At 64.9% G+C, this 21,527-nt stretch carries 23 protein-coding genes; 21 read left to right on the top strand and 2 right to left on the bottom strand.

Features of this window, described 5'->3' with window-relative positions:
- Positions 1 to 41: 41 nt before the first annotated feature.
- From cbiE to cycA, 16 genes are all read left to right on the top strand, one after another.
- On the top strand, positions 42 to 1,253 hold the full coding sequence (cbiE, locus tag LOY22_RS02790; RefSeq protein WP_093376572.1) for a precorrin-6y C5,15-methyltransferase (decarboxylating) subunit CbiE: 1,212 nt from the start codon (positions 42 to 44) through the stop codon (positions 1,251 to 1,253).
- Positions 1,246 to 2,343, top strand: coding sequence for a cobalt-precorrin-5B (C(1))-methyltransferase (locus LOY22_RS02785; RefSeq protein ID WP_093376577.1), 1,098 nt, complete (start codon positions 1,246 to 1,248; stop codon positions 2,341 to 2,343). Before cbiE ends, LOY22_RS02785 begins: the two co-directional genes overlap by 8 nt.
- Positions 2,340 to 3,053: a cobalt-precorrin-6A reductase gene (locus LOY22_RS02780; protein ID WP_258596203.1), complete on the top strand. Its 714-nt coding sequence runs from the start codon at positions 2,340 to 2,342 to the stop codon at positions 3,051 to 3,053. Before LOY22_RS02785 ends, LOY22_RS02780 begins: the two co-directional genes overlap by 4 nt.
- 92 nt (positions 3,054 to 3,145) lie before the next feature.
- Positions 3,146 to 3,376, top strand: coding sequence for a type II toxin-antitoxin system VapB family antitoxin (gene vapB, locus LOY22_RS02775; protein ID WP_093387177.1), 231 nt, complete (start codon positions 3,146 to 3,148; stop codon positions 3,374 to 3,376).
- Entirely contained in the window at positions 3,376 to 3,786 is a 411-nt protein-coding gene (vapC, locus tag LOY22_RS02770) for a tRNA(fMet)-specific endonuclease VapC (protein WP_213602580.1), read from the top strand. Before vapB ends, vapC begins: the two co-directional genes overlap by 1 nt.
- A 59-nt stretch (positions 3,787 to 3,845) precedes the next feature.
- Complete coding sequence (locus LOY22_RS02765; RefSeq protein WP_045196974.1) at positions 3,846 to 4,283, top strand: NfeD family protein; 438 nt, start codon at positions 3,846 to 3,848, stop codon at positions 4,281 to 4,283.
- 23 nt (positions 4,284 to 4,306) lie between these two features.
- Positions 4,307 to 5,164, top strand: a complete 858-nt coding sequence (locus tag LOY22_RS02760; RefSeq protein ID WP_045196972.1) for an SPFH domain-containing protein — start codon at positions 4,307 to 4,309, stop codon at positions 5,162 to 5,164.
- A 96-nt stretch (positions 5,165 to 5,260) separates the two neighbouring features.
- Positions 5,261 to 5,653 carry a DUF2946 domain-containing protein gene (locus LOY22_RS02755; RefSeq protein WP_045196971.1) on the top strand — a complete coding sequence of 131 codons (393 nt, stop codon included), beginning with the start codon at positions 5,261 to 5,263 and terminating at the stop codon, positions 5,651 to 5,653.
- 47 nt (positions 5,654 to 5,700) lie between these two features.
- The gene (locus LOY22_RS02750) at positions 5,701 to 6,174 is read left to right on the top strand and encodes a copper chaperone PCu(A)C (protein ID WP_045196966.1); all 474 of its coding nucleotides are present in this window, start codon (positions 5,701 to 5,703) and stop codon (positions 6,172 to 6,174) included.
- A gap of 19 nt (positions 6,175 to 6,193) precedes the next feature.
- Positions 6,194 to 6,622, top strand: a complete 429-nt coding sequence (locus LOY22_RS02745) for a DUF2946 domain-containing protein (protein ID WP_093376587.1) — start codon at positions 6,194 to 6,196, stop codon at positions 6,620 to 6,622.
- Positions 6,623 to 6,700: 78 nt separating this feature from the next.
- On the top strand, positions 6,701 to 8,767 hold the full coding sequence (locus tag LOY22_RS02740) for a TonB-dependent copper receptor (protein WP_093376590.1): 2,067 nt from the start codon (positions 6,701 to 6,703) through the stop codon (positions 8,765 to 8,767).
- A 56-nt stretch (positions 8,768 to 8,823) separates the two neighbouring features.
- Positions 8,824 to 10,191, top strand: coding sequence for a PepSY domain-containing protein (locus LOY22_RS02735; protein WP_258596193.1), 1,368 nt, complete (start codon positions 8,824 to 8,826; stop codon positions 10,189 to 10,191).
- A gap of 61 nt (positions 10,192 to 10,252) precedes the next feature.
- Positions 10,253 to 11,041 carry an ABC transporter ATP-binding protein gene (locus LOY22_RS02730; protein ID WP_258596191.1) on the top strand — a complete coding sequence of 263 codons (789 nt, stop codon included), beginning with the start codon at positions 10,253 to 10,255 and terminating at the stop codon, positions 11,039 to 11,041.
- On the top strand, positions 11,038 to 11,988 hold the full coding sequence (locus LOY22_RS02725; protein WP_045196954.1) for an ABC transporter substrate-binding protein: 951 nt from the start codon (positions 11,038 to 11,040) through the stop codon (positions 11,986 to 11,988). Before LOY22_RS02730 ends, LOY22_RS02725 begins: the two co-directional genes overlap by 4 nt.
- Positions 11,985 to 13,007: an iron ABC transporter permease gene (locus tag LOY22_RS02720; protein WP_093376609.1), complete on the top strand. Its 1,023-nt coding sequence runs from the start codon at positions 11,985 to 11,987 to the stop codon at positions 13,005 to 13,007. The genes LOY22_RS02725 and LOY22_RS02720 overlap by 4 nt, the downstream gene beginning before the upstream one ends.
- A 110-nt stretch (positions 13,008 to 13,117) precedes the next feature.
- Positions 13,118 to 14,536 carry a D-serine/D-alanine/glycine transporter gene (cycA, locus tag LOY22_RS02715; protein WP_093376614.1) on the top strand — a complete coding sequence of 473 codons (1,419 nt, stop codon included), beginning with the start codon at positions 13,118 to 13,120 and terminating at the stop codon, positions 14,534 to 14,536.
- On the opposite strand, the gene LOY22_RS02710 is transcribed toward cycA, so the two are convergent.
- Both LOY22_RS02710 and LOY22_RS02705 read right to left on the bottom strand, forming a co-directional pair.
- Entirely contained in the window at positions 14,537 to 15,085 is a 549-nt protein-coding gene (locus LOY22_RS02710) for a hypothetical protein (RefSeq protein ID WP_038997400.1), read from the bottom strand. It lies immediately after the preceding gene.
- Between the two features lie 54 nt (positions 15,086 to 15,139).
- Positions 15,140 to 15,715: a hypothetical protein gene (locus LOY22_RS02705; protein WP_256326692.1), complete on the bottom strand. Its 576-nt coding sequence runs from the start codon at positions 15,713 to 15,715 to the stop codon at positions 15,140 to 15,142.
- Positions 15,716 to 15,961: 246 nt separating this feature from the next.
- Between LOY22_RS02705 and urtA the strand changes: the two genes are divergently transcribed.
- The 5 genes from urtA to urtE all read left to right on the top strand — a co-directional run bounded on the left by urtA (position 15,962) and on the right by urtE (position 21,494).
- Positions 15,962 to 17,227 (top strand): urea ABC transporter substrate-binding protein, encoded by a 1,266-nt coding sequence (gene urtA / locus LOY22_RS02700; RefSeq protein ID WP_195885576.1) that lies wholly within the window; start codon positions 15,962 to 15,964, stop codon positions 17,225 to 17,227.
- A gap of 115 nt (positions 17,228 to 17,342) precedes the next feature.
- Entirely contained in the window at positions 17,343 to 18,839 is a 1,497-nt protein-coding gene (urtB, locus tag LOY22_RS02695; RefSeq protein ID WP_258596185.1) for an urea ABC transporter permease subunit UrtB, read from the top strand.
- Entirely contained in the window at positions 18,839 to 19,918 is a 1,080-nt protein-coding gene (gene urtC, locus LOY22_RS02690) for an urea ABC transporter permease subunit UrtC (RefSeq protein ID WP_258596183.1), read from the top strand. The genes urtB and urtC overlap by 1 nt, the downstream gene beginning before the upstream one ends.
- Complete coding sequence (urtD, locus tag LOY22_RS02685; RefSeq protein ID WP_371128632.1) at positions 19,915 to 20,775, top strand: urea ABC transporter ATP-binding protein UrtD; 861 nt, start codon at positions 19,915 to 19,917, stop codon at positions 20,773 to 20,775. Before urtC ends, urtD begins: the two co-directional genes overlap by 4 nt.
- A 20-nt stretch (positions 20,776 to 20,795) precedes the next feature.
- Complete coding sequence (urtE, locus tag LOY22_RS02680) at positions 20,796 to 21,494, top strand: urea ABC transporter ATP-binding subunit UrtE (protein WP_093376637.1); 699 nt, start codon at positions 20,796 to 20,798, stop codon at positions 21,492 to 21,494.
- Positions 21,495 to 21,527 lie beyond the last annotated feature (33 nt).

Raw genomic sequence — 21,527 nt, 5'->3', positions numbered from 1 at the left:
GAAAAGCCTGCCGGTCGGATTGCGTTGAATTGAGGAAATCCATGTCGCCCTGGCTGACAATAGTAGGTATCGGTGAAGACGGCTTCAGTGGCCTGGGCAAGCAGGCCCGGCGCGCGCTGCTGGGCGCTTCACGGGTGTTTGGCGGCCAGCGCCAGCTGGACCTGCTGCCGCACTGCATCAGCGGCGAACGCCTGCTGTGGCCCAGCCCGTTTTCCCTGGCGCCGGTACTGGCCCTGCGCGGCGAGCCGGTGTGCGTGCTGGCCAGCGGCGACCCGATGTTCTATGGCGTAGGCGCAAGCCTTGCGCGCCAGCTCGACGTCAGCGAAATGAACGTGTTGCCGATGCCCTCTTCCTGCGCCCTGGCCGCCGCCCGCCTGGGTTGGCCACTGCAGGAGGTGCTGACGCTCTCGCTGGTGGCGCGGCCGATCGCTGCGCTCAACGCCCAACTGTACAGCGGCGTGCGCCTGCTGGTGCTGAGCAACGATGGCAGCAGCCCGGCCGCGATCGCCGCCCTGCTGCGCGAACGCGGTTTCGCGCTGAGCCGCCTGCAGGTCTTCGAGCACCTGGGCGGCAGCGCCGAGCGTCGCCTCGAGGGCACTGCCGCGCACTGGCCGCACCCGCAAGTTGCCGACTTGAACCTGGTCGCCATCGAATGCCTGGCCACGCCCGATGCACCGCGCCTGTCGCCGCTTGCCGGTCTGCCAGACAGCGCCTTCAGACACGACGGCCAGCTGACCAAGCGCGATGTGCGCGCCATCACTCTGGCGCGCCTGGCCCCGCAGCCGGGCGAACTGCTCTGGGATGTCGGCGCCGGCAGCGGCTCGATCGGTATCGAGTGGATGCGCGCCCACCCCAGTTGCCGGGCGTTGGCGATCGAGTCCGACGAGGGCCGCCAGCAACTGATCGAACACAACCGCGATGCCCTTGGCGTGCCTGGCCTGCAGTTGATTCGAGGTCGTGCGCCGATGGCCCTGCAGGGCCTGGAACGCCCGGATGCGATCTTCATCGGTGGCGGCGTGACCCGCGAAGGCGTGCTGCAACACTGCTGGCAGCAACTGCGCCCGGGTGGCCGCCTGGTGGCCAATGCCGTGACCCTGCAAAGTGAACTGGCGCTGGTCAACTGGCGCGAGCAGCATGGCGGCGAGCTGACCCGCATCCATATCGCCCAGGCGCAACCCCTGGGCGAGTTCGACACCTGGCGCCAGGCCCTGCCGATCACCCTGCTAGACGCGGTCAAGCCTGCCGATGCGTGACGAAACCCGCGAACAACCCGCGCCACTGCGCAGCGGCCTGACCACTGGCAGTTGCGCCACCGCCACTAGCCTGGCGGCGGCGCGGCTGCTGCTGGGCGGCCAGAGCAACGATGCGGTGCAGATCACCTTGCCCAAGGGCAAGGTGGTGCAGATGCGCCTGGAGTTTTGTCGCCTGCACGAGGACGGCGCCGAAGCCGGCACCCTCAAGGATGCCGGCGATGACCCGGACGTGACCCACGGCGCCCTGCTCTACAGCCGCGTGCGCCTGCAGGCCGAACCCGGTGTGCGCTTTGTTGCCGGCCACGGCGTCGGCACGGTGACCCGCCCAGGCCTGGTGCTCGGCGTGGGTGAACCGGCGATCAACCCGGTACCACGCAGGATGATGACCGAGCACCTGCTGCGCCTGGCCGCCGAATTCGCCTACAGCGGCGGCTTCGAGGTCACGGTAAACGTGCAGGACGGCGAAAGCCTGGCGCTGAAGACCATGAACCCGCGTCTGGGCATTCTTGGCGGCCTGTCGATCCTCGGCACCAGCGGCATTGTCCGGCCGTTCTCCTGCTCGGCCTATATCGCCTCGATCCACCAGGGCATCGACGTGGCCAAGACCAACGGCTACCAGCACATCGCCGCCTGCACCGGCAATGCCAGCGAAGACACCATGCGCCGGGTCTACAACCTGCCGGAAATCGCCCTGATCGAAATGGGCGATTTTGTCGGCGCGGTGCTCAAGCACCTGCGCAAGGTGCCTGTGGATAAACTCAGCCTGTGCGGCGGCTTCGGCAAGATCAGCAAGCTGGCCGCCGGGCACATGGACCTGCACAGCCGCCATTCGAGCATCGACCTGCCGCAACTGGCCGACTGGGCTGCAGCCATTGGTGCCGACCCGGCGTTGCAAGACGCTATTCGCCAGGCCAACACCAGCCAGCAGGCCCTGGCCCTCGCCAGTGCCGCCGGCATTGCCCTGGGTGATGCGGTCTGCGCCCACGCCCTGGCCTTTGCCCGCAGCGTGGTGCCGGCGCAGGTGCAGGTGGAAGTGTTCGCCATTGATCGTCAGGGCGGCATCGTAGGCCATGCGGGGGGCTTTGCATGACGCGCATCCTGTTGCTCGGCGGCGTCACCGAGGCGCTGGCCATTGCCCGCACCCTGGGCCCACAGCACGTCTACAGCCTGGCCGGGATCGGCCGGGTGCCTACTGACCTGGACTGTCAGCTACGGGTCGGCGGGTTTGGCGGCGCCGAGGGCCTGGCCGCTTACCTGCGCGCAGAACGCATCGACCTGCTGATCGACGCCACTCACCCCTATGCCGCCCGCATCAGCGCCAACGCCGCCCACGCCGCGCAACTCACCGGTGTGCCGTGCTGGGCGTTGCGCCGCCCGGCCTGGCAAGCCCAGGCCAGCGATGACTGGCGCGAGGTGAGCGACTGGGCCGAACTGATCGACGCCCTGCGCCCGTTCCAGCGCCCGCTGTTCACCCTCGGCCGTGAGCCGTTGCAGCATCTGCACGAAATTCCCGCCCATCAATTCTGGACCTTGCGCGCCCTCGAAGCCTGCCCCGGCAATGCACGCTGCGAAGTGATCGGCGCCCGCGGGCCATTCCACCTGGAAGACGAACGCACGCTGTTCGAGCGTCGGCAGATCGATGTGCTGATCAGCAAGAACAGCGGCAGCGGGGCGACCGAGCCTAAATTGCAAGTGGCACGTGAGCGCAGCCTACCGGTACTGGTGCTTCGCAGGCCTGACCTCCCTCCCGCCACTCGCAGTTTCTCGACGGTTCAAGCACTGCTGCAAGCACTTCAGTGAGTATTTTCCAAGGGCAAAGGCATATCCCGTTGACAGATGTCGGCGCTCTTTTAAACTTGGATATACATTTGGCATATACAACGAGGTGGATCATGGAGCAAGGTGCCGTCTTCAAGAGCAACCGCAGCCAAGCTGTGCGCCTGCCCAAGTCCGTAGCCCTGCCAGAGGATGTCAAACGCGTGGATATAGTCGCAGTGGGGCGAACCCGAATTATTTCTCCCTCCGGTGAAGCCTGGGACAGCTGGTTCGAAGGTCAGGATGTCAGCCCGGACTTCATGGCCGAACGTGAGCAAGACACCGATCAGGAGCGTGAGGGGTTCTGATGCTCAAGTACATGCTCGATACCAACATCTGCATCTTCACCCTCAAGAACAAGCCTCTGGTCGTACGTGAAGCATTCAATCGCCATTACGGCCAACTGTGCATCAGCACAGTGACGCTGATGGAATTGATGTATGGCGCTGAAAAATCCGCTGCACCTGAACGCAATCTTGCCGTAGTCGAAGGATTCGCCGCACGCCTGGAGGTCCTCAGTTACGATGATCGTGCTGCGGCTCACAGCGGTCAGTTGCGTGCAGAGTTGGCCCGAGCCGGAACACCGATTGGCCCCTATGACCAGATGATTGCCGGACATGCGCGTTCATTGGGGTTGCTACTGGTAACCAACAACATCCGCGAATTCCAGCGTGTTCCTGGGCTGCGCGTGGAAGACTGGCTCAACCCCGCTCAATAGCCCATCGCCCTCTGAGTGCCTTAAACTACCCCCTCCTCCCCCCGGAAGACCTCACCCATATGGAAATGCAATGGTGGATCTGGCTGGTATTCGGTTTCGGCCTCGTAGTGCTCGAACTGGTCCTGCCAACCTTCTTCATCCTCTGGTTCGGCATTGGTGCCGTGCTGGTTTCGTTCATTGCCTTCCTGGCGCCGAGCCTGCAGCTCGATATGCAGGTGCTGCTGTGGGTGGTGTTCTCGTCGATCACCACGCTGCTGTGGTTCAAGGTGTTTCGCAGGAAGCAGCCGGACACCCGCTGGACTGCCGATAGCGTGATCGGCGAAGTCGGCCTGCTCACTGCCACGGTTTCCGAGTTTCACAAGGGCCGCGTGCGCTTTCAAAAGCCGATTCTCGGCAATGAAGAATGGGTGTGCGTCGCCGATGCCGAGATCCCGGCCGGCGAGCGCGTGCGCCTCACTGCCATCGAAGGCAATACCGCCCGGGTTGCCCGGGCCTGATCAGTAAAAGGAAGCATTGACTCATGACCAGCCTTATCGTCGTCGGCACCATCGCCGCATTCGCCCTCATCACCCTGTTCAAGGGCGTGCGCATCGTGCCCCAGGGCGAGGAGTGGATCGTCGAGCGCCTGGGCCGCTACCACAGCACCCTCAAGCCGGGCCTGAACCTGCTGATCCCGTACATGGACGTGGTCGCCTACCGCCTGCCGACCAAGGACATCATCCTCGACGTGCAGCAGCAGGAAATCATCACCCGCGACAACGCGGTGATCGTCGCCAACGCGCTGTGTTTCGCCAAGGTCGTCGACCCGCAAAAAGCCGCCTACGGCGTGCAGGACTTCAGCTTCGCGGTCACCAGCCTGACCATGACCTCGCTGCGTGCCATCGTTGGCGCCATGGACCTCGACGAAGCGCTGTCGAGCCGCGAGCAGATCAAGGCGCGCCTGCGCGAAGCGATGTCCGAGCAGACCGAAGACTGGGGCGTGACCGTGCGCTCGGTAGAGATCCAGGACATCAAGCCGTCGCAGAACATGCAGGCGGCCATGGAGCGCCAGGCCGCCGCCGAGCGTGAACGCAAAGCCGACGTCACCCGCGCCGAAGGCGCCAAGCAGGCCGCCATTCTCGAAGCCGAAGCGCGCCAACAGGCGGCCAAGCTCGACGCTGAAGCGCAGATCAACCTCGCCGAAGCCTCGGCGCGTTCCATCACCCTGGTTCGGGACGCGGTCGGCACCGAAATCACCCCGGCCATGTACCTGCTCGGCGAGCGTTACATCGGCGCCATGGAAAGCCTTGCCAGCAGCGACAACGCCAAGGTCGTGGTGCTGCCGGCCGACCTGCAGGAAACCGTGCGCGGCCTGATGGGCCGCAACAAACAGGCCTGATGCGAACCGGGAGTGCGGCACTTCACCGCACCCCCGGTAATTTTTCCTATACTGGGCGCTACAATAGCCACCTCTGATTCCTGACCGGATCTTTCCATGTCCCCATATCGGCCCGCCATCGCCTGGATCGCCTGCTTCGCAGTGCTGTTCAATCTGCTGGCCATGCCGTTGGCGTCCGCAGCCCCCAAGGGCCCGGCCGAACAACTGCTGTGGGGGGCCTTCTGTTCGAGCGTCGGGGCCAAGGCCAATCCGGCAATCATGGCCCTGGGCAAGATCGACCTCGGCCAGCAAGGCGATGACCATTCGAACATGCAGCACTGCTGGTGCTGCTCGGGCGCCGCGCCGTTGCTGGCGCTTCCCGGGCATGCGCCGCAACTGAGCAAACCGCTAGCCCTGTCGATCGGGCTCGAACCGCTGCTCACCGCCTATCAACCCACGCCACGCCAACAGTGGCCGGCCCTCAACCCCCGCGCCTCCCCTCTGGTCTGAGTTCACTACGCTACCTGTTGCGAACCTGAATCGACTGGAGAATCACCATGTTCAAGAACGCCCTGCTGCTGGCTGCGCTGATGCTGCCGGCGACCTTTGCCACTGCCCATGAATACACCGTTGGCGAGCTGCATATCGCTCACCCGTGGTCGCAGGAGTTGCCGCCGAACGCGCCCAACGTTGCCGCCTATTTTGTCGTGCATAACAACGGCAAGAGCGCCGACACCCTGACCGGCGTCGACAGCCCGATCAGCGACGATGCCCAGCTGCACGAGCATGTGCACAAAGATGGCCTGATGAAAATGCAGCAGGTAATGAGCGTCGAAGTGCCTGCAGGCGGCGAGCTGAAATTCGCCCCCGGCGCCTACCATGTGATGCTGATGCAGCCCAAGGACCGCAGCCTGCTGGCTGATGGCAAGCGCTTCCCGCTGACCCTGCATTTCAAGCACGCCGGTGACATCACCGTCGAGGTCGCGGTGCAGAAACAGGCACCCGACGAGGCAGCCGCTCACAATCACTGATCGCTGAAGGCTGCCCGGCGTGACTAGCGCCCGCAGCAGGTTCACCCGCCCCGCACGTCCTGGTTCCAGGACGCTTCGCGGCAGCTGGCTGAGCCTGTTTGCCATGTTGATGATCTTTATCGGCCCACTGGTTTCCCAGTCGATGCCGATGGATCACCGTGCCATGCCGCCAGGCATGAACATGAGCATGGCCATGGACAGCGCCGCCGATTGCCATGCCGACAACCATCACGGCGGCAGCCCGGCGCTGAAGGTGATCTGGGAGAAGTGCGGTTACTGCAGCCTGTTCTTCCATTGCCCGGCGCTGCCCCAGGCCCTGAGCCTGCTCAACACCGAAGCCGTACCCGCCAGCAACCGGCTGATCGTCTACCCGCGCCAGGGCCATGCCCGGCAAACGGTATTCCCCGGCGCCCGCAGCCGCGCGCCGCCACCCTTCATCGTCGTCTGAGTTCACTCCCTGCGCCCGAAGTCCGGCATCAGCCGTAGACTGCGCGCCCCCTTATGACTGATCGATGTTGGAATCATTATGTCCGGCTGCACCGCTGTTTTTCGTCTGTCCCTGCAAGGGACCATCGCCGTGATCTGCGGCACCCTGCTCAGCCCTCTGGCCCTGGCCGCAAGCCAGGCCGAAGACGCACATGTCCATGACCAGGCCGAGCTGAGCCCGACGGTGATCACCGCCGTGGCCCCGAGCTCGCCGCTGACTATCGTCACCAACCCCAAGGACCCACGCCAGCCGGTGCCGGCCAGCGATGGCGCCGACTACCTGAAAACCATCCCCGGCTTCTCGGCCATCCGCGCCGGCGGCACCAATGGTGACCCGGTGCTGCGCGGCATGTTCGGCTCGCGCCTGAACATCCTCACCAACGGCGGCGTGATGCTCGGCGCCTGCCCCAACCGCATGGACGCCCCGACCTCGTACATCTCGCCGGAGACCTACGACCGCCTGACCGTGATCAAGGGCCCGCAAAGCGTGATCTGGGGCCCGGGCGCATCGGCCGGGACCATCCTTTTCGACCGCGAGCCGGAAAAATTCGGCGAGCTGGGCAGCCGCGTCAACGCCAGCCTGCTGGGCGGTTCCAACGGCCGCTTCGACAAGGTTCTGGATGCCGCCGCCGGCAATCGCTACGGCTATGCGCGCTTCGTCGGCAACCAGTCGCGCTCGGACGACTATGAGGACGGCAATGGCGACACCGTGCCGTCGCGCTGGGACAAGTGGAACGGTGACGTCGCCCTGGGCTGGACCCCGGACGCCGACACCCTGGTGGAACTGACCGCCGGCAAGGGCGACGGTGAAGCGCGTTATGCCGGGCGCGGCATGGACGGCTCGCAGTTCAAGCGCGAAAGCCTTGGCCTGCGCTTGGAGAAGTCCAACATCGGCGAGGTCTTCGACAAGCTCGAAGCCCAGGTCTACTACAACTACGCCGACCACGTGATGGACAACTACAGCCTGCGCACGCCCTCGGGCATGGGCATGATGGGCATGCCGATGGTCAGCAACGTCGACCGCCGCACCCTTGGCGGGCGGATCAAGGGCACCTGGCGTTGGGATGACCTGCAACTGATCAGCGGCATCGACGCACAAACCAACGAACACCGCCAGCGCAGCGGCATGGGCGTCGATGTGCACAAGCACATGGCCTGGACCAAGGACGCCGACTTCCACAACTACGGGGTGTTCGGCGAGCTGACCTGGTACGCCGCCGAACAGGACAGGCTGATCACCGGCGCGCGCCTGGACCGCGCCTCGGCCAAGGATTACCGCGCCACCAGCGCCACCCGTGGCGACACCCGCGCCGATACCCTGCCCAGCGGTTTTATCCGCTACGAGCACGACTTGGTAGATGTCCCCGCCACCACTTACGTCGGCCTCGGCCACGCCCAGCGCTTCCCCGACTACTGGGAGCTGTTCTCGCCCAAGTCCGGCCCGGCAGGTTCGGTCAATGCCTTCGACAGCATCAAGCCGGAGAAAACCACCCAGCTCGACTTCGGCATCCAGTACCAGACCGAAACCGTCGACGCCTGGGCCTCGGGCTATGTCGGGCAGATCCGCGACTACATCCTCTTCGACTACCGGCCGGGGATGATGGGCATGCCAAGCTCGCAAGCGCAGAACATCGACGCGCGGATCATGGGCGGCGAACTGGGCGCGGCGTACAAATTGACCAGCAACTGGAAAGCCGACGCTACCCTGGCCTACGCTTGGGGCAAGAACAGCAGCGACGGCAAGGCACTGCCGCAGATGCCACCGCTTGAAAGCCGCCTGGGCCTGACCTACAGCCGTGATGTGTGGAGCGCCGGGGCCTTGTGGCGCCTGGTGGCGGCGCAGAACCGCATTGCCGAAAACTCCGGCAACGTGGTGGGCAAGGACTACGAGAAGAGCGGCGGTTTCGGCGTGTTCTCGCTGAACGGCGCCTACAAGGTCAGCAACAACCTCAAGCTCAGCGCCGGGGTCGACAACCTGTTCGACAAAGCCTACGCCGAGCACCTGAACCTGGCGGGCAACGCCGGCTTCGGCTACCCGGCCACCGACCCGCAGCCGATCAACGAGCCGGGGCGTACGTTCTGGACCAAGGTCGACCTGAGTTTCTGATCCAACCCGGGCGCGATCGTTGATCGCGCCTTACCCAGGCAACACGGGAGCGCTGCATGAGCAAACCGCACATATCCTTCTACAACCTGGCGTGGCGCTGGCATTTTTACGCCGGGTTGTTCGTCGCGCCGTTCATGATCCTGCTGGCGATCACCGGGATCATCTACCTGTTCAAGCCGCAGCTCGCCCCATTGCTGTATCGCGACTTGATGGTGGTCGAGGCCGGGCATCACCGGCACAACGCCGACAGCCTGCTGCAACAGGTGCAGCAGGCTTACCCCAAGGGCCAGGTCAGCCAGTACCTGCCGGCAACCGCCAGTGATCGCAGTGCCCAGTTCGTGGTGCACAACGCTGGCCGTGAATTGAATGTGTTCGTCGACCCCTACAGCGGCCAGCTGCTCGGCGAACAGGACGCGAAAAACAACCTGCAGGCCGTGGCCCGTGCGCTGCACGGTGAACTGATGATCGGCACCACTGGCGATCGCCTGGTGGAACTGGCCGCCGGCTGGGGCGTGGTGCTGGTGGTCTCGGGCCTGTACCTGTGGTGGCCGCGCGGCAAGCGCAGCGCCGGTGTGCTGTGGCCGCGCCTGAACGCCCGTGGGCGCCTGCTGTGGCGCGACCTGCATGCGGTCACAGGCTTCTGGGGCGCGGCGCTGTTGTTGTTGATGCTGCTCAGCGGCATGACCTGGACCGGCTTCTGGGGCAAGCAGTACGCCGACCTGTGGAACCGTTTTCCGGCGGCAATGTGGAACGACGTGCCGCAGTCCGACCAGCAAGCCCGGGCGCTCAACAGCGCCAGCCGCCAGACCGTGCCCTGGGCCATGGAAAACACACCGATGCCGCAATCCGCCGCCCACGCCGAGCATGCCGGCCACAGCATGGGCTCCAGCGCCCCGGCGGCGCCGCAGGTCAGCCTGCAACAGATCGAAGAGCTGGCCACTACCCGCCGCGTCGAACCTGGCTACAGCATTACCCTGCCAACCAGTGCCGAAGGCGTGTACACCATTGCCGTGTTCGCCGACGACCCGCGCAACGACGCCACCTTGCATGTCGACCAGTACACCGGCCAGGTGCTGGTGGACGTACGCTGGCAGGATTACAGCAACGTCGCCCGCGCCACCGAGCTTGGGGTGATGCTCCACGAAGGCAAGATGTTCGGCACACTGAACCAGCTTATTGTCCTGCTGATCTGCCTGATGATCCTGCTCGGCTCGGTCAGCGGCCTGGTGATGTGGTGGAAACGCCGCCCCGAAGGTGGCCTCGGTGTACCGCCGCTGCGCCATGACCTGCCGCGCTGGAAGACCGCGACCGTGATCATGCTGATTCTGGGGGCGGCCTTCCCGCTGGTGGGCGGCTCGATGCTGCTGGTGTGGCTGGTGGATCGTTATGCACAACCGCTGGCGCGGACAAATCCGCTAACATGAGCGCCCGTTTTCGATACGGGCCTGTTTTTGGCGTCATCGCCCGCAGGCCCGCAGGACCTTGATGAGCACCCTGAGTATCAGCGACCTGCACTGGTCGCCCCTGGGCCACGGCCATTGCCACCACCAGTTCCAGCTGCGCGACGTCGAGTTGCAGGTCGGCGCCGGCGAGTTCGTCGGCCTGATCGGCCCCAATGGCAGCGGCAAGACCAGCCTGCTGCGCTGCGCCTACCGTTTCAACAAGCCGGAACGCGGCCAGGTGCGCCTGGGCGAGCATGACCTGTGGCAGCAGTCGCCGCGCTGGTGCGCCCAGCGTATCGCCGTGGTGCTGCAGGAGTTTCCCGATGCCTTCGGCCTGAATGTCGAGGAAGTCGTGGCCATGGGCCGCACGCCGCACAAAGGCCTGTTCGACGGCGACAGCCCGGCCGATCGCCAACGGGTCCAGGACGCCTTGCAGGCAGTCGGCCTGCAGGGCTTTGACGACCACACCTTCGCCAGCCTGTCCGGTGGCGAGAAACAGCGGGTGATCCTAGCCCGGGCTCTGGTCCAGCAACCGCAGGTGCTGATCCTCGACGAGCCGACCAATCACCTTGACCCGCGTTACCAGCTGGAGCTGCTGCAGCAGGTGCGGCGCCTGGGCATCGGCACCTTGGCGAGCATCCATGACCTGAACCTGGCGGCGGCCTTTTGCGATCGCCTGTACGTGCTCGACCACGGCCGCATCGTCGCCAGCGGCACGCCAGACCAGGTGCTGACCGCCGAATTGCTGCAGGAGGTGTTCGGCGTACAAGCGCTGATCGACCGCCACCCTCTGGCTGACCACCCTCGCCTTACCTGGATAACCCAGCGATGATTCGATCCATCCTGTTGCTCGGCCTGGCCTTGCTGCTGGCCAGCCCCGGCGCTTTCGCCGAGGCCACCCAATACCCGTTGACGGTGCAAAGCTGTAACCGCCAGGTGACTTTCACCAAGGCCCCGGAGCATGCCCTGAGCCACGACATCAACATGACCCAGATGATGCTCGCCCTCGGCCTGCGTTCGCGCATGGTCGGCTATAGCGGTGTCAGCGGCTGGAAGGCGGTCACCCCGCAGCTGCGCAAGCAACTCGACGGCCTGCCGGAACTGGCGGCCAAGTACCCGTCGGTGGAAACCCTGCTCAACGCCAATGTCGACTTCCTGTTCGCCGGCTGGGACTACGGCATGCGCGTCGGCGGCGACCTCACCCCGCAAAGCCTGGCGCCGCTGGGCATCCCGGTGTACGAGCTGACTGAATCCTGCGCCTTTGTCATGAAGCGCCCGGCAGCCAGCCTCGATGACACCTACACCGACCTGCGCAACCTGGGCAGGATCTTCGACGTGCAGGCGCGTGCCGAGCAGTTGATCGGCGACATGCAAGCGCGCGTTGCCGTGGTCCAGCAGCAGTTGCCGGCCGAGCGTCCACGGGTGTTCCTCTACGACAGCGGTGAAGACCGGGCCATGACCTCCGGGCGTCTGGGCATGCCCGAGGCACTGATCGCCGCCGCCGGCGGGCGCAATGTGCTCAATGACATCGAAGCCAGCTGGACCCGGGTCAACTGGGAGAGCGTGGTCGAGCGCAACCCCGAGGTCATCGTCATCGTCGACTACGGCGAAGTCAGCGCCGCGCAGAAACAGGCGTTCCTCGAACAGCATCCGGCCCTGCAATCGGTGGAGGCGATCCGCAACAAGCGCTTCGTGGTCATTCCCTACGTGGCGGCCACGCCGAGCCTTGAGAACGTCGAAGCCATCGAGACCATCGCCAAGAGCCTGCACGGCGCATGAGGTCGGCAAACTCCCGGCAGCGGTTGTTGCTGCTCACGCTGCTGGCCCTGCTGCTGGTGTCCTGCGTGGTGTCCCTGGGCTTTGGCTCGGCACCGGTGCCGGTCGAGGTGGTGTGGCGCGTACTGCTGTTCAAGCTGTTCGGCGTTACCCCCGAGACACCGGCGTGGACCACGGGCCAGGAACATATCGTCTGGCTGATCCGCGTGCCGCGCATGCTTCTGGCGGCGCTGGTGGGCGGAGGGCTGGCGATGATCGGCGCGGTGCTGCAGGCGGTGACGCGCAACCCGCTGGCCGACCCGCACTTGCTCGGCGTCACTTCCGGGGCAACCCTGGGTGCGGTGCTGGTGGTGCTGCATATCGGCGAGCTGCTCGGCGTGCTGACCTTGCCCCTGGCCGCCTTTATCGGCGCGCTGTGCAGCATGCTGCTGGTGCTGGCCATTGCCAGCCGCCACGGCCGCCTGGACAGCGACCGCCTGCTGCTGTGCGGCGTGGCCGTGGCTTTTGTGATGATGGCGGCGGCCAACCTGCTGCTGTTTCTCGGTGACCACCGGGCAAGCTCGGCAGTGATGTTCTGGATGCTCGGTGGCCTGGGCCTGGCGCGCTGGGAGCTGCTGCCGATTCCGGCGATCAGCGTATTGCTCGGCCTGGCCTTGTTGCTGGGCATGGCCCGCTCGCTGAATGCGTTGATGGCCGGCGAGCAGACCGCCGTGACCCTTGGCCTGAACGCGCGCAAGGTGCGCCTGCTGGCGTTTCTGATCTGCTCGCTGCTGACCGGCGTGCTGGTGGCGATCAGCGGCTCGATCGGCTTTGTCGGCCTGATGGTGCCGCACATCGCCCGGCGCCTGGTCGGCGCCGAGCATAGCCGCCTGCTGCCGGTGTGCCTGCTGCTGGGCAGCCTGTTCCTGATCTGGGTCGACGTCGCCGCACGTACGCTGATTTCGCCCGAGGACCTGCCGATCGGCATCGCCACTGCCGCCATTGGCGGTCTGTTCTTTATCGGCCTGATGCGCCGACGTTGATCACGGTCAACACCGCCCCCGCGTTGAGACGTATTGTCGCGCTAGCGCCAGGAAGGCGCGTGTTAGCCTAGCGGCGCACAACAAGACTGAACTCAACGGAATGCCTGCCTATGACCGCGAACCTGCCCCCGCAACAACCCACGCCGGAAAACCATGACCACCTGCAACGCAGCCTGTCCAACCGCCATATCCAGCTGATCGCCATCGGTGGCGCCATCGGTACCGGGCTGTTCATGGGCTCGGGCAAGACCATCAGCCTTGCCGGCCCGTCGATCATCTTCGTCTACATGATCATCGGCTTCATGCTGTTCTTCGTCATGCGCGCCATGGGCGAGTTGCTGCTATCGAACCTCAACTACAAGTCGTTCATCGATTTTTCGGCCGACCTGCTCGGGCCCTGGGCCGGCTACTTCACCGGCTGGACCTACTGGTTCTGCTGGATCATCACCGGCATCGCCGACGTCATCGCGATATCGGCCTATTCGCAGTTCTGGTTCCCCGACCTGCCGCAGTGGGCGCCGGCGATTGCCTGTGTCGGCCTGCTGCTGTCGCTGAACCTGATCACGGTGAAGATGTTCGGCGAGATCGAATTCTGGTTCGCCATGATCAAGATCATCGCCATCGTCGCCCTGGTCGGCACCGGCCTGTACATGGTCATGGCCGGCTTCCAGTCGCCGGCCGGACGCACCGCGGACCTTGCCAACCTGTGGAACGACCAGGGCATGTTCCCCCATGGCCTGATGGGCTTCTTTGCCGGTTTCCAGATTGCCGTGTTCGCCTTTGTCGGCATCGAACTGGTGGGCACCACCGCCGCCGAAGCGAAGAACCCGGAGCGCAACCTGCCACGGGCAATCAACTCGATCCCGATCCGCATCATCGTCTTCTACGTGCTGGCGCTGATCACCATCATGGCGGTGACGCCGTGGCGTGACGTGGTGCCGGGCAAGAGCCCGTTCGTGGAGCTGTTCGTGCTCGCCGGTCTGCCGGCGGCGGCCAGCATCATCAACTTCGTGGTGCTGACCTCGGCGGCCTCGTCGGCCAACAGCGGCGTATTCTCCACCAGCCGCATGCTCTTCGGCCTGGCCCAGCAGGGGGATGCACCCAAGCGTTTTGAGCAGTTGTCCAAGCGCAGCGTGCCGGCCAGCGGCCTGCTGTTCTCGTGCACCTGCCTGTTGGCCGGGGCGCTGCTGATGTACGTGATTCCGGACCTGGTCGAAGCCTTCACCCTGGTGACCACGGTGTCGGCGATCCTGTTCATGTTCGTCTGGTCGCTGATCCTGCTGTCGTACCTGAACTACCGCAAACAGCGCGCCGCGCTGCACCAAGCCTCGAAGTACAAGATGCCTGGCGGGCGCTTGATGTGCTGGGTGTGCCTGGCGTTCTTCGCCTTCATCCTGGTGCTGCTGAGCCTTGAGCACGACACCCGCCAGGCGCTGATCGTCACGCCGTTGTGGTTCGTGCTGCTGACCGTCACTTACCAGTTCGTGCGGCGCAATCGCGCGCTGCTGACCGCCAACGCCGACAACTGATCAGTCGAACTTCAAGCCTTCTTGTTCGTACGCCGACGCCGCACGGTCCCACTGCTGTTCCAGTGCGGCGTCGGCTTCGGCTCGTTGCGCCTCGCTCGGGCCGTCGATGAACACACTGCGGCCCTGGCCAAGGCTCAGGCAGGCATTGATGTCACCTCCCCAGATGTAAGGAAGGATAACTAGAAAACTGTCCGAGTCGACTTCGGCGTAGTGCGCCAGTTGCCGCAGCGGCGCCAGCAGTTGCAGCATCTCGCCATAATTGTCGGTGAACTCCAGCACGGCGAACGTCCACACCCCAGCCTGCTCATCGTAATGACTGCTGTTGCCCGCAGAAAACTCAACCCAGCCTTCGATCAGATCACCCAGGCTGCAGGAGGCGGTACGATCCAGGTCCTCGGCGGGGAGTTCGCCCGGGCCGTACGCGTCTTTGCTGTCATACCAGCATTGCCAGTCGTCGAACTGCCGCGGGTTGGCTACCGGCGCGCTCATCGCGGCCTGATAGGCAGCGGGGTTGAGGTTACAGCGAATGTACAGCGACGAAGCTTCCATCGGGTCTTTCCTTGTTCCGTGGGTGAATACTGATCAAACCGAGCTCAGAGAGGCTCAGCCTTCTGCTGCCTTGAGCAGTTCGGCCAGCACGGCATCGGCCTCGGCGCGTTGCGCTGGGGTCGGTGCCTCGGCAAACTGGCTGCGGCCGTTGAGGGTCAGGTAGGCGTTGTCGCCGTCACCCCAGATGTACGAATAGACCAGCATGAAGCTGTCGGAGTCGGCGGCGCAGTACGGCGCGACACTGCGCAGTGGCGCCAGCATGGAGATCATCGCCCCGTAGTTTTCGCTGAACTGCAGCAGGGCGAAGCGCCACACGCCGGTTTTTTCGTCGTACTCCGATAGCGAGCCGTAACGGCTGCCGCCGGCGATCTGGCTAAGGGTCTCGGCCGGCATCGGCCGCAGGTCGTCTGTATCGACCTTGCCGCCACCGTACATTTCCTTGCTATCGAACCACTGCTGCCAGTCAGTGAATGCCGCGGCCTCGCCCGGCCGGGCGGCCATGACCGTGGCGTACTGCGCCTTGGTCATGCTACAGCGAAAATACAGCGAGGACGGCTCACTGGCCTGTACCTGCCCCATCGCGGCCCACACGCCGGCCATCACCATCCCTGCACGGGCGAATCTGTTCACTGTCGTCATCCCTGAACTGCGTTCAAAGGCGGCGATGATACCTGCGCGAACCAAAGCTGTGCAGACTTGTTTGCCGCGCACCGGGCACAGCGCCATCACGGTGCAAGCATGCTCGCCCGCCATCGCCAATCGCCGTGCAAACCCCGCCCCAGACAGCTGCGCGCCACTCGGCACAGCCCTTGCTAACGCTCTTGGGCGAAGTCGCCATCTGCCCAACAGAACATCCGATTCCATGGAGAGAGCACTATGAAGCGTCGCAGTCTGATCAAGGCCTTTACCCTCAGCGCGTCCATCGCGGCGATGGGCCTGAGCTGGAGCATCCAGGCCGCCGAGACCATCAAGGTCGGCATCCTGCATTCGCTGTCGGGGACCATGGCGATTTCCGAGACTTCGCTCAAGGACATGGCCCTGATGACCATCGAGCAGATCAACGCCAAGGGCGGGGTCAACGGCAAGCTGCTGGAACCGGTGGTGGTCGACCCGGCGTCGAACTGGCCGCTGTTCGCCGAAAAGGGCCGCCAGTTGCTGACCCAGGACAAGGTCGCGGTGGTATTCGGCTGCTGGACCTCGGTGTCGCGCAAGTCGGTGCTGCCGGTGTTCGAAGAGCTCAACGGTCTGCTGTTCTACCCGGTGCAGTACGAAGGCGAAGAGATGTCGCCGAACGTCTTCTACACCGGTGCCGCGCCCAACCAGCAGGCGATCCCGGCAGTGGAGTACCTGATGAGCGAAGACGGCGGCGCCGCCAAGCGCTACTTCCTGCTCGGTACCGACTACGTCTACCCGCGCACCACCAACAAGATTTTGCGCGCCTTCCTGCACAGCAAGGGCGTGGCCGACAAGGACATCGAAGAGGTGTACACGCCGTTCGGCCACAGCGACTACCAGACCATCGTCGCCAACATCAAGAAGTTCTCTGCTGGCGGCAAGACCGCGGTGATCTCCACGGTCAACGGCGACTCCAACGTGCCGTTCTACAAGGAGCTGGCCAACCAGGGCCTGAAAGCCACCGACGTGCCGGTGGTGGCCTTCTCGGTAGGCGAGGAAGAACTGCGCGGCATCGACACCAAGCCGCTGGTGGGACACCTGGCGGCGTGGAACTACTTCGAATCGGTGGATAACCCGGTCAACAGCCAGTTCGTCGCCGACTGGAAAGCCTACGCCAAGGCCAAAAACCTGCCGGGCGCCGACAAGGCGGTGACCAACGACCCGATGGAGGCCACCTACGTCGGCATCCACATGTGGGCCCAGGCGGTCGAGAAAGCCAAGTCCACCGATGTCGACAAAGTCCGCGAAGCCCTGGCCGGGCAGACCTTCAAGGCGCCATCGGGCTACACCCTGACCATGGACAAGAGCAACCACCACCTGCACAAGCCGGTAATGATCGGCGAGATCCAGGATGACGGCCAGTTCAGTGTGGTCTGGGAAACCGAGCAACCGCTGCGAGCGCAGCCGTGGAGCCCGTTCATTCCAGGTAACGACAAGCGGCCGGATTATGCGGTGAAGGGCAACTGAGCCCATCGCGGGTCAAGTCGAGTCGTCGCACCGCCGCTCCCACTGTAGGAGCGGCGGTGCGACGCCTCGACTTGACCCGCGATGCGGCCGTACAGCACACCACAAGGAAACCGTCATGTCCAAGGCCCTCCTGTGCCTTTTCCTCAGCCTCCTGCTGTTGCCCCTGACTGCCCAGGCCAGCGACGCAGACTACTTCATCGCCGCCAAGGCCAATGAGCAGGCGCGCCTGCTCCAGGACTGGGCGGCGCAACCGGACCCGGCCCGTCTTGAGCTGCTAAGCGCCCTGCAACAAGGCCGCATCGCCGCCGGCGACACCCGCAAGCTGCGCCTGAACAACCGCCTGCGCGGGCTTGTGGATAACGCCCTGGCCAGCCATCAGTTGCTCAGCGCAGATAGCACAGTGCGCCTGGCGGCTGCCCAGCAACTGCAAAAAAGTGCGCAGCTGGCCCAGGTCGCCTTCCTCGACCGGCGCTTCGCCAGCGAAGCAGACGCCGCCGTGCATGCCGCCCTCGGCCTGGCCCTGGCCAACCTGCAACTGGTCGACAGCGACCCGGCGGTACGCCTGGCCGCGGTGCGCCTGCTCGGCGAAACCGGCGATCCCATGGCCCGCACGCGCCTGGAGGCCTTGCTCACACCCGGTGTCGAAAACAACGCTGGGGTGCGCACCGCCGCCGAAACCAGCCTGGCCCAGGTCAAGCGCAAGCTGTTGTTCGGCGAGTTGCTCGGCCAGGCCTTCAGCGGCCTGTCGCTAGGCTCGATTCTGCTGCTCGCGGCCTTGGGCCTGGCGATCACCTTCGGCCTGCTCGGGGTGATCAACATGGCCCACGGCGAGATGCTCATGCTCGGCGCCTACGCCACTTACGTGGTGCAGATACTGGTGCAGCGCTACGCCCCCGGGGCCATCGAGTTCTACCCGCTGATCGCCCTGCCGGTGGCCTTCGCTGTCAGCGCCGGGGTCGGCATGCTGCTGGAGCGCACGGTGATCCGCCACCTGTACGGGCGGCCGCTGGAAACCCTGCTGGCGACCTGGGGCATCAGCCTGATCCTGATCCAGGCCATCCGCCTGCTGTTCGGCGCGCAGAACGTCGAAGTGGCCAACCCGGCCTGGCTTTCCGGTGGCCTTCAGGTGCTGCCTAACCTGGTGCTGCCCTACAGCCGCCTGGTGATCATCGCCTTCGCCCTGTTCGTGGTGCTGCTGACCTGGTTGCTGCTCAACCGCACGCGCCTGGGCCTGAACGTGCGCGCGGTCACCCAGAACCGCAACATGGCCGCCTGCTGCGGGGTGCCCACCGGGCGGGTGGACATGCTCGCCTTTGGTCTCGGCTCGGGGATCGCCGGGCTCGGCGGCGTGGCCCTGAGCCAGATCGGCAACGTCGGTCCGGACCTGGGCCAGAGCTACATCATCGACTCGTTCCTGGTGGTGGTGCTCGGCGGCGTCGGCCAGTTGGCCGGCAGCCTCTGGGCGGCCTTCGGCCTGGGCATCGCCAACAAGCTGCTGGAGCCGCAGATTGGTGCGGTGCTCGGCAAGATCCTCATCCTTGCGCTGATCATTCTGTTCATCCAGAAACGCCCGCAAGGCCTCTTCGCGCTCAAGGGACGGGTAATCGACTGATGAACCAGCCTCTGCTTGTAACCGCCAGCCAGAAGGCCGGCCCGCGCTGGACCCTGGCCATCGGCGCCGCTGTGCTGCTGGTGCTGCTGGCCCTGCCCTTGTTGTCGCTGCTGCCCGCCGGGCACAGCCTGCAGGTCTCGGCCTACACACTGACCCTGGTCGGCAAGATCCTCTGCTACGCCATCGTCGCCCTGGCCCTGGACCTGGTCTGGGGCTACGCCGGGCTGCTGTCGCTGGGCCATGGCCTGTTCTTCGCCCTCGGCGGCTATGCCATGGGCATGTACCTGATGCGCGAAGCGGCCGCTGATGGCTTGCCGGCGTTCATGACCTTCCTGTCGTGGAGCGAGCTGCCCTGGTACTGGGCCGGCACCCAGCACTTTGCCTGGGCCCTGTGCCTGGTGGTGCTGGCGCCCGGTTTGCTGGCGCTGGTGTTCGGCTTTTTCGCCTTCCGCTCGCGGATCAAGGGCGTGTACTTCTCGATCATGACCCAGGCCCTGACCTTCGCCGGCATGCTGCTGTTCTTTCGCAACGAAACCGGCTTTGGCGGCAACAACGGCTTCACCAACTTTCGCAGCATCCTCGGCTTTGAAATCACTGCGCAAAGCACCCGCGCAGTATTGTTCCTGCTTACCGTCGCCTTGCTGGTGGCCAGCCTGTACCTGGGCTGGCGCCTGGCCCGGAGCAAGTTCGGCCGGGTATTGACCGCGCTGCGCGATGCCGAGAACCGGCTGATGTTCTGCGGCTACGATCCGCGTGGTTTCAAGCTGTTCGTCTGGGTCTTGAGTGCGGTGCTGTGCGGCCTGGCCGGGGCCCTGTACGTGCCGCAAGTAGGCATCATCAACCCCAGCGAAATGTCGCCGACCAACTCCATCGAAGCTGCGGTGTGGGTGGCCCTCGGCGGGCGCGGCACGCTGATCGGGCCGCTGCTGGGCGCCGGGCTGGTCAACGGCATGAAAAGCTGGTTCACCGTGGCCTTTCCCGAGTACTGGCTGTTCTGCCTGGGTGCGCTGTTCATCCTGGTGACCCTGTACCTGCCACGGGGCGTGGTCGGACTGCTGAAGAAAAGGGGCGAACAATGAGAGCCATCCCGCTAGCGCCGGTGCACCCGGAATTCATGCTCGAACCGATCCTCGACGCCGGCAGCGGCCGCGATGCCATCGGCCTTGGCCAGCGCCGCGGCGAAGGCCTGGATGTGCGTCACGGCACGGTGCTGACCCTGGAAGACATCAACGTCAGCTTCGACGGCTTCAAGGCGCTCAACAGCCTCAACCTGTACATCGGCGTCGGTGAACTGCGCTGCATCATCGGCCCCAACGGCGCTGGCAAGACCACGCTGATGGACGTGATCACCGGCAAGACCCGCCCCACCAGCGGCAAGGCCTGGTTCGGCGACACCCTGGACCTGACGCGCATGAGCGAAGTGCAGATCGCCCAGGCTGGGATCGGCCGCAAGTTCCAGAAGCCGACAGTGTTCGAGGCGCTGAGCGTGTTCGAGAACCTGGAGCTGGCGCAGAAGGCCGACAAGTCGGTGCTGGCCAGCCTGGTTGCGCGCTTGAGCGGCGAGCAGCGCGACCGTATCGACGAGATCCTGCAGACCATTCGCCTGAGCGGCTCGGCCCAGCGCCAGGCCGGGTTGCTCTCCCATGGCCAGAAGCAGTTCCTCGAGATCGGCATGCTGCTCATGCAAGACCCGCAATTGCTGCTGCTCGATGAGCCGGTGGCGGGCATGACCGATGCTGAAACCGAGTTCACCGCCGAACTGTTCAAGCGCCTGGCCGGCAAGCATTCGCTGATGGTGGTCGAGCACGACATGGGCTTTGTCGGCAGCATCGCCGACCACGTCACCGTGCTGCACCAGGGCAGTGTGCTGGCCGAAGGCTCGCTGGAGCAGGTACAGGCGGATGACCGGGTAATCGAGGTTTATCTCGGACGATGAGGCCAACACAGGACGACAACATGCTGAAAATCGATTCCCTGCACCAATACTACGGCGGCAGCCACATCCTGCGTGGCTTGTCGTTCGAGGCCAAAGTTGGCGAGGTCACCTGCCTGCTCGGGCGCAACGGCGTCGGCAAGACCACCCTGCTGCGCTGCCTGATGGGCCTGCTGCCCACCCGTGAAGGCAGCGTGCACTGGGAAGGCCAGGCAATCACTACGCTCAAGCCGCACCAGCGGGTGCACGCCGGGATCGCCTACGTGCCCCAGGGCCGGGAGATCTTCCCGCGCCTGACGGTCGAGGAGAACCTGCTGATGGGCCTGTCGCGCTTCGGCGCCGGCCAGGCCAAGAGCGTGCCGGCGTTCATCTACGAGCTGTTCCCGGTACTGGAGCAGATGAAGCAGCGCCGTGGCGGCGACCTCTCCGGCGGCCAGCAACAACAACTGGCCATCGGCCGTGCCCTGGCCAGCCAGCCGCGGCTGCTGATCCTCGACGAACCCACCGAGGGCATCCAGCCTTCAGTGATCAAGGAGATCGGCGCGGTGATCGCCAAGCTGGCTGCCCGTGGCGACATGGCGATCCTGCTGGTCGAGCAGTTCTACGACTTTGCCGCCGAGCTTGCCGACCAGTATCTGGTGATGTCACGCGGCGAAATCATCCAGGCCGGGCGTGGCGAAAATATGCAAGCCGAGGGTGTGCGCGGCCTGGTAACCATTTAACCTGAGCCGATCACCGTGCCCCTGTTCGAGACC

It is taken from the genome of Pseudomonas sp. B21-035, assembly GCF_024748945.1.
In the GTDB taxonomy this organism is placed as follows: Bacteria; Pseudomonadota; Gammaproteobacteria; order Pseudomonadales; family Pseudomonadaceae; genus Aquipseudomonas.
The sequence above is the reverse complement of the archived record's forward strand: the minus strand, read 5'-3'. Positions and strand labels throughout refer to the sequence as shown.

What these genes read in the sequence shown, in the direction of transcription:
- cbiE (WP_093376572.1), top strand. Translation starts at nt 42, where the DNA reads ATGTCGCCCTGGCTGACAATAGTAGGTATCGGTGAAGACGGCTTCAGT.
- LOY22_RS02785 (WP_093376577.1), top strand. Translation starts at nt 1,246, where the DNA reads ATGCGTGACGAAACCCGCGAACAACCCGCGCCACTGCGCAGCGGCCTG.
- LOY22_RS02780 (WP_258596203.1), top strand. Translation starts at nt 2,340, where the DNA reads ATGACGCGCATCCTGTTGCTCGGCGGCGTCACCGAGGCGCTGGCCATT.
- vapB (WP_093387177.1), top strand. Translation starts at nt 3,146, where the DNA reads ATGGAGCAAGGTGCCGTCTTCAAGAGCAACCGCAGCCAAGCTGTGCGC.
- vapC (WP_213602580.1), top strand. Translation starts at nt 3,376, where the DNA reads ATGCTCAAGTACATGCTCGATACCAACATCTGCATCTTCACCCTCAAG.
- LOY22_RS02765 (WP_045196974.1), top strand. Translation starts at nt 3,846, where the DNA reads ATGGAAATGCAATGGTGGATCTGGCTGGTATTCGGTTTCGGCCTCGTA.
- LOY22_RS02760 (WP_045196972.1), top strand. Translation starts at nt 4,307, where the DNA reads ATGACCAGCCTTATCGTCGTCGGCACCATCGCCGCATTCGCCCTCATC.
- LOY22_RS02755 (WP_045196971.1), top strand. Translation starts at nt 5,261, where the DNA reads ATGTCCCCATATCGGCCCGCCATCGCCTGGATCGCCTGCTTCGCAGTG.
- LOY22_RS02750 (WP_045196966.1), top strand. Translation starts at nt 5,701, where the DNA reads ATGTTCAAGAACGCCCTGCTGCTGGCTGCGCTGATGCTGCCGGCGACC.
- LOY22_RS02740 (WP_093376590.1), top strand. Translation starts at nt 6,701, where the DNA reads ATGTCCGGCTGCACCGCTGTTTTTCGTCTGTCCCTGCAAGGGACCATC.
- LOY22_RS02735 (WP_258596193.1), top strand. Translation starts at nt 8,824, where the DNA reads ATGAGCAAACCGCACATATCCTTCTACAACCTGGCGTGGCGCTGGCAT.
- LOY22_RS02730 (WP_258596191.1), top strand. Translation starts at nt 10,253, where the DNA reads ATGAGCACCCTGAGTATCAGCGACCTGCACTGGTCGCCCCTGGGCCAC.
- LOY22_RS02725 (WP_045196954.1), top strand. Translation starts at nt 11,038, where the DNA reads ATGATTCGATCCATCCTGTTGCTCGGCCTGGCCTTGCTGCTGGCCAGC.
- LOY22_RS02720 (WP_093376609.1), top strand. Translation starts at nt 11,985, where the DNA reads ATGAGGTCGGCAAACTCCCGGCAGCGGTTGTTGCTGCTCACGCTGCTG.
- cycA (WP_093376614.1), top strand. Translation starts at nt 13,118, where the DNA reads ATGACCGCGAACCTGCCCCCGCAACAACCCACGCCGGAAAACCATGAC.
- LOY22_RS02710 (WP_038997400.1), bottom strand. Translation starts at nt 15,085, where the DNA reads ATGGAAGCTTCGTCGCTGTACATTCGCTGTAACCTCAACCCCGCTGCC.
- urtA (WP_195885576.1), top strand. Translation starts at nt 15,962, where the DNA reads ATGAAGCGTCGCAGTCTGATCAAGGCCTTTACCCTCAGCGCGTCCATC.
- urtB (WP_258596185.1), top strand. Translation starts at nt 17,343, where the DNA reads ATGTCCAAGGCCCTCCTGTGCCTTTTCCTCAGCCTCCTGCTGTTGCCC.
- urtC (WP_258596183.1), top strand. Translation starts at nt 18,839, where the DNA reads ATGAACCAGCCTCTGCTTGTAACCGCCAGCCAGAAGGCCGGCCCGCGC.
- urtD (WP_371128632.1), top strand. Translation starts at nt 19,915, where the DNA reads ATGAGAGCCATCCCGCTAGCGCCGGTGCACCCGGAATTCATGCTCGAA.
- urtE (WP_093376637.1), top strand. Translation starts at nt 20,796, where the DNA reads ATGCTGAAAATCGATTCCCTGCACCAATACTACGGCGGCAGCCACATC.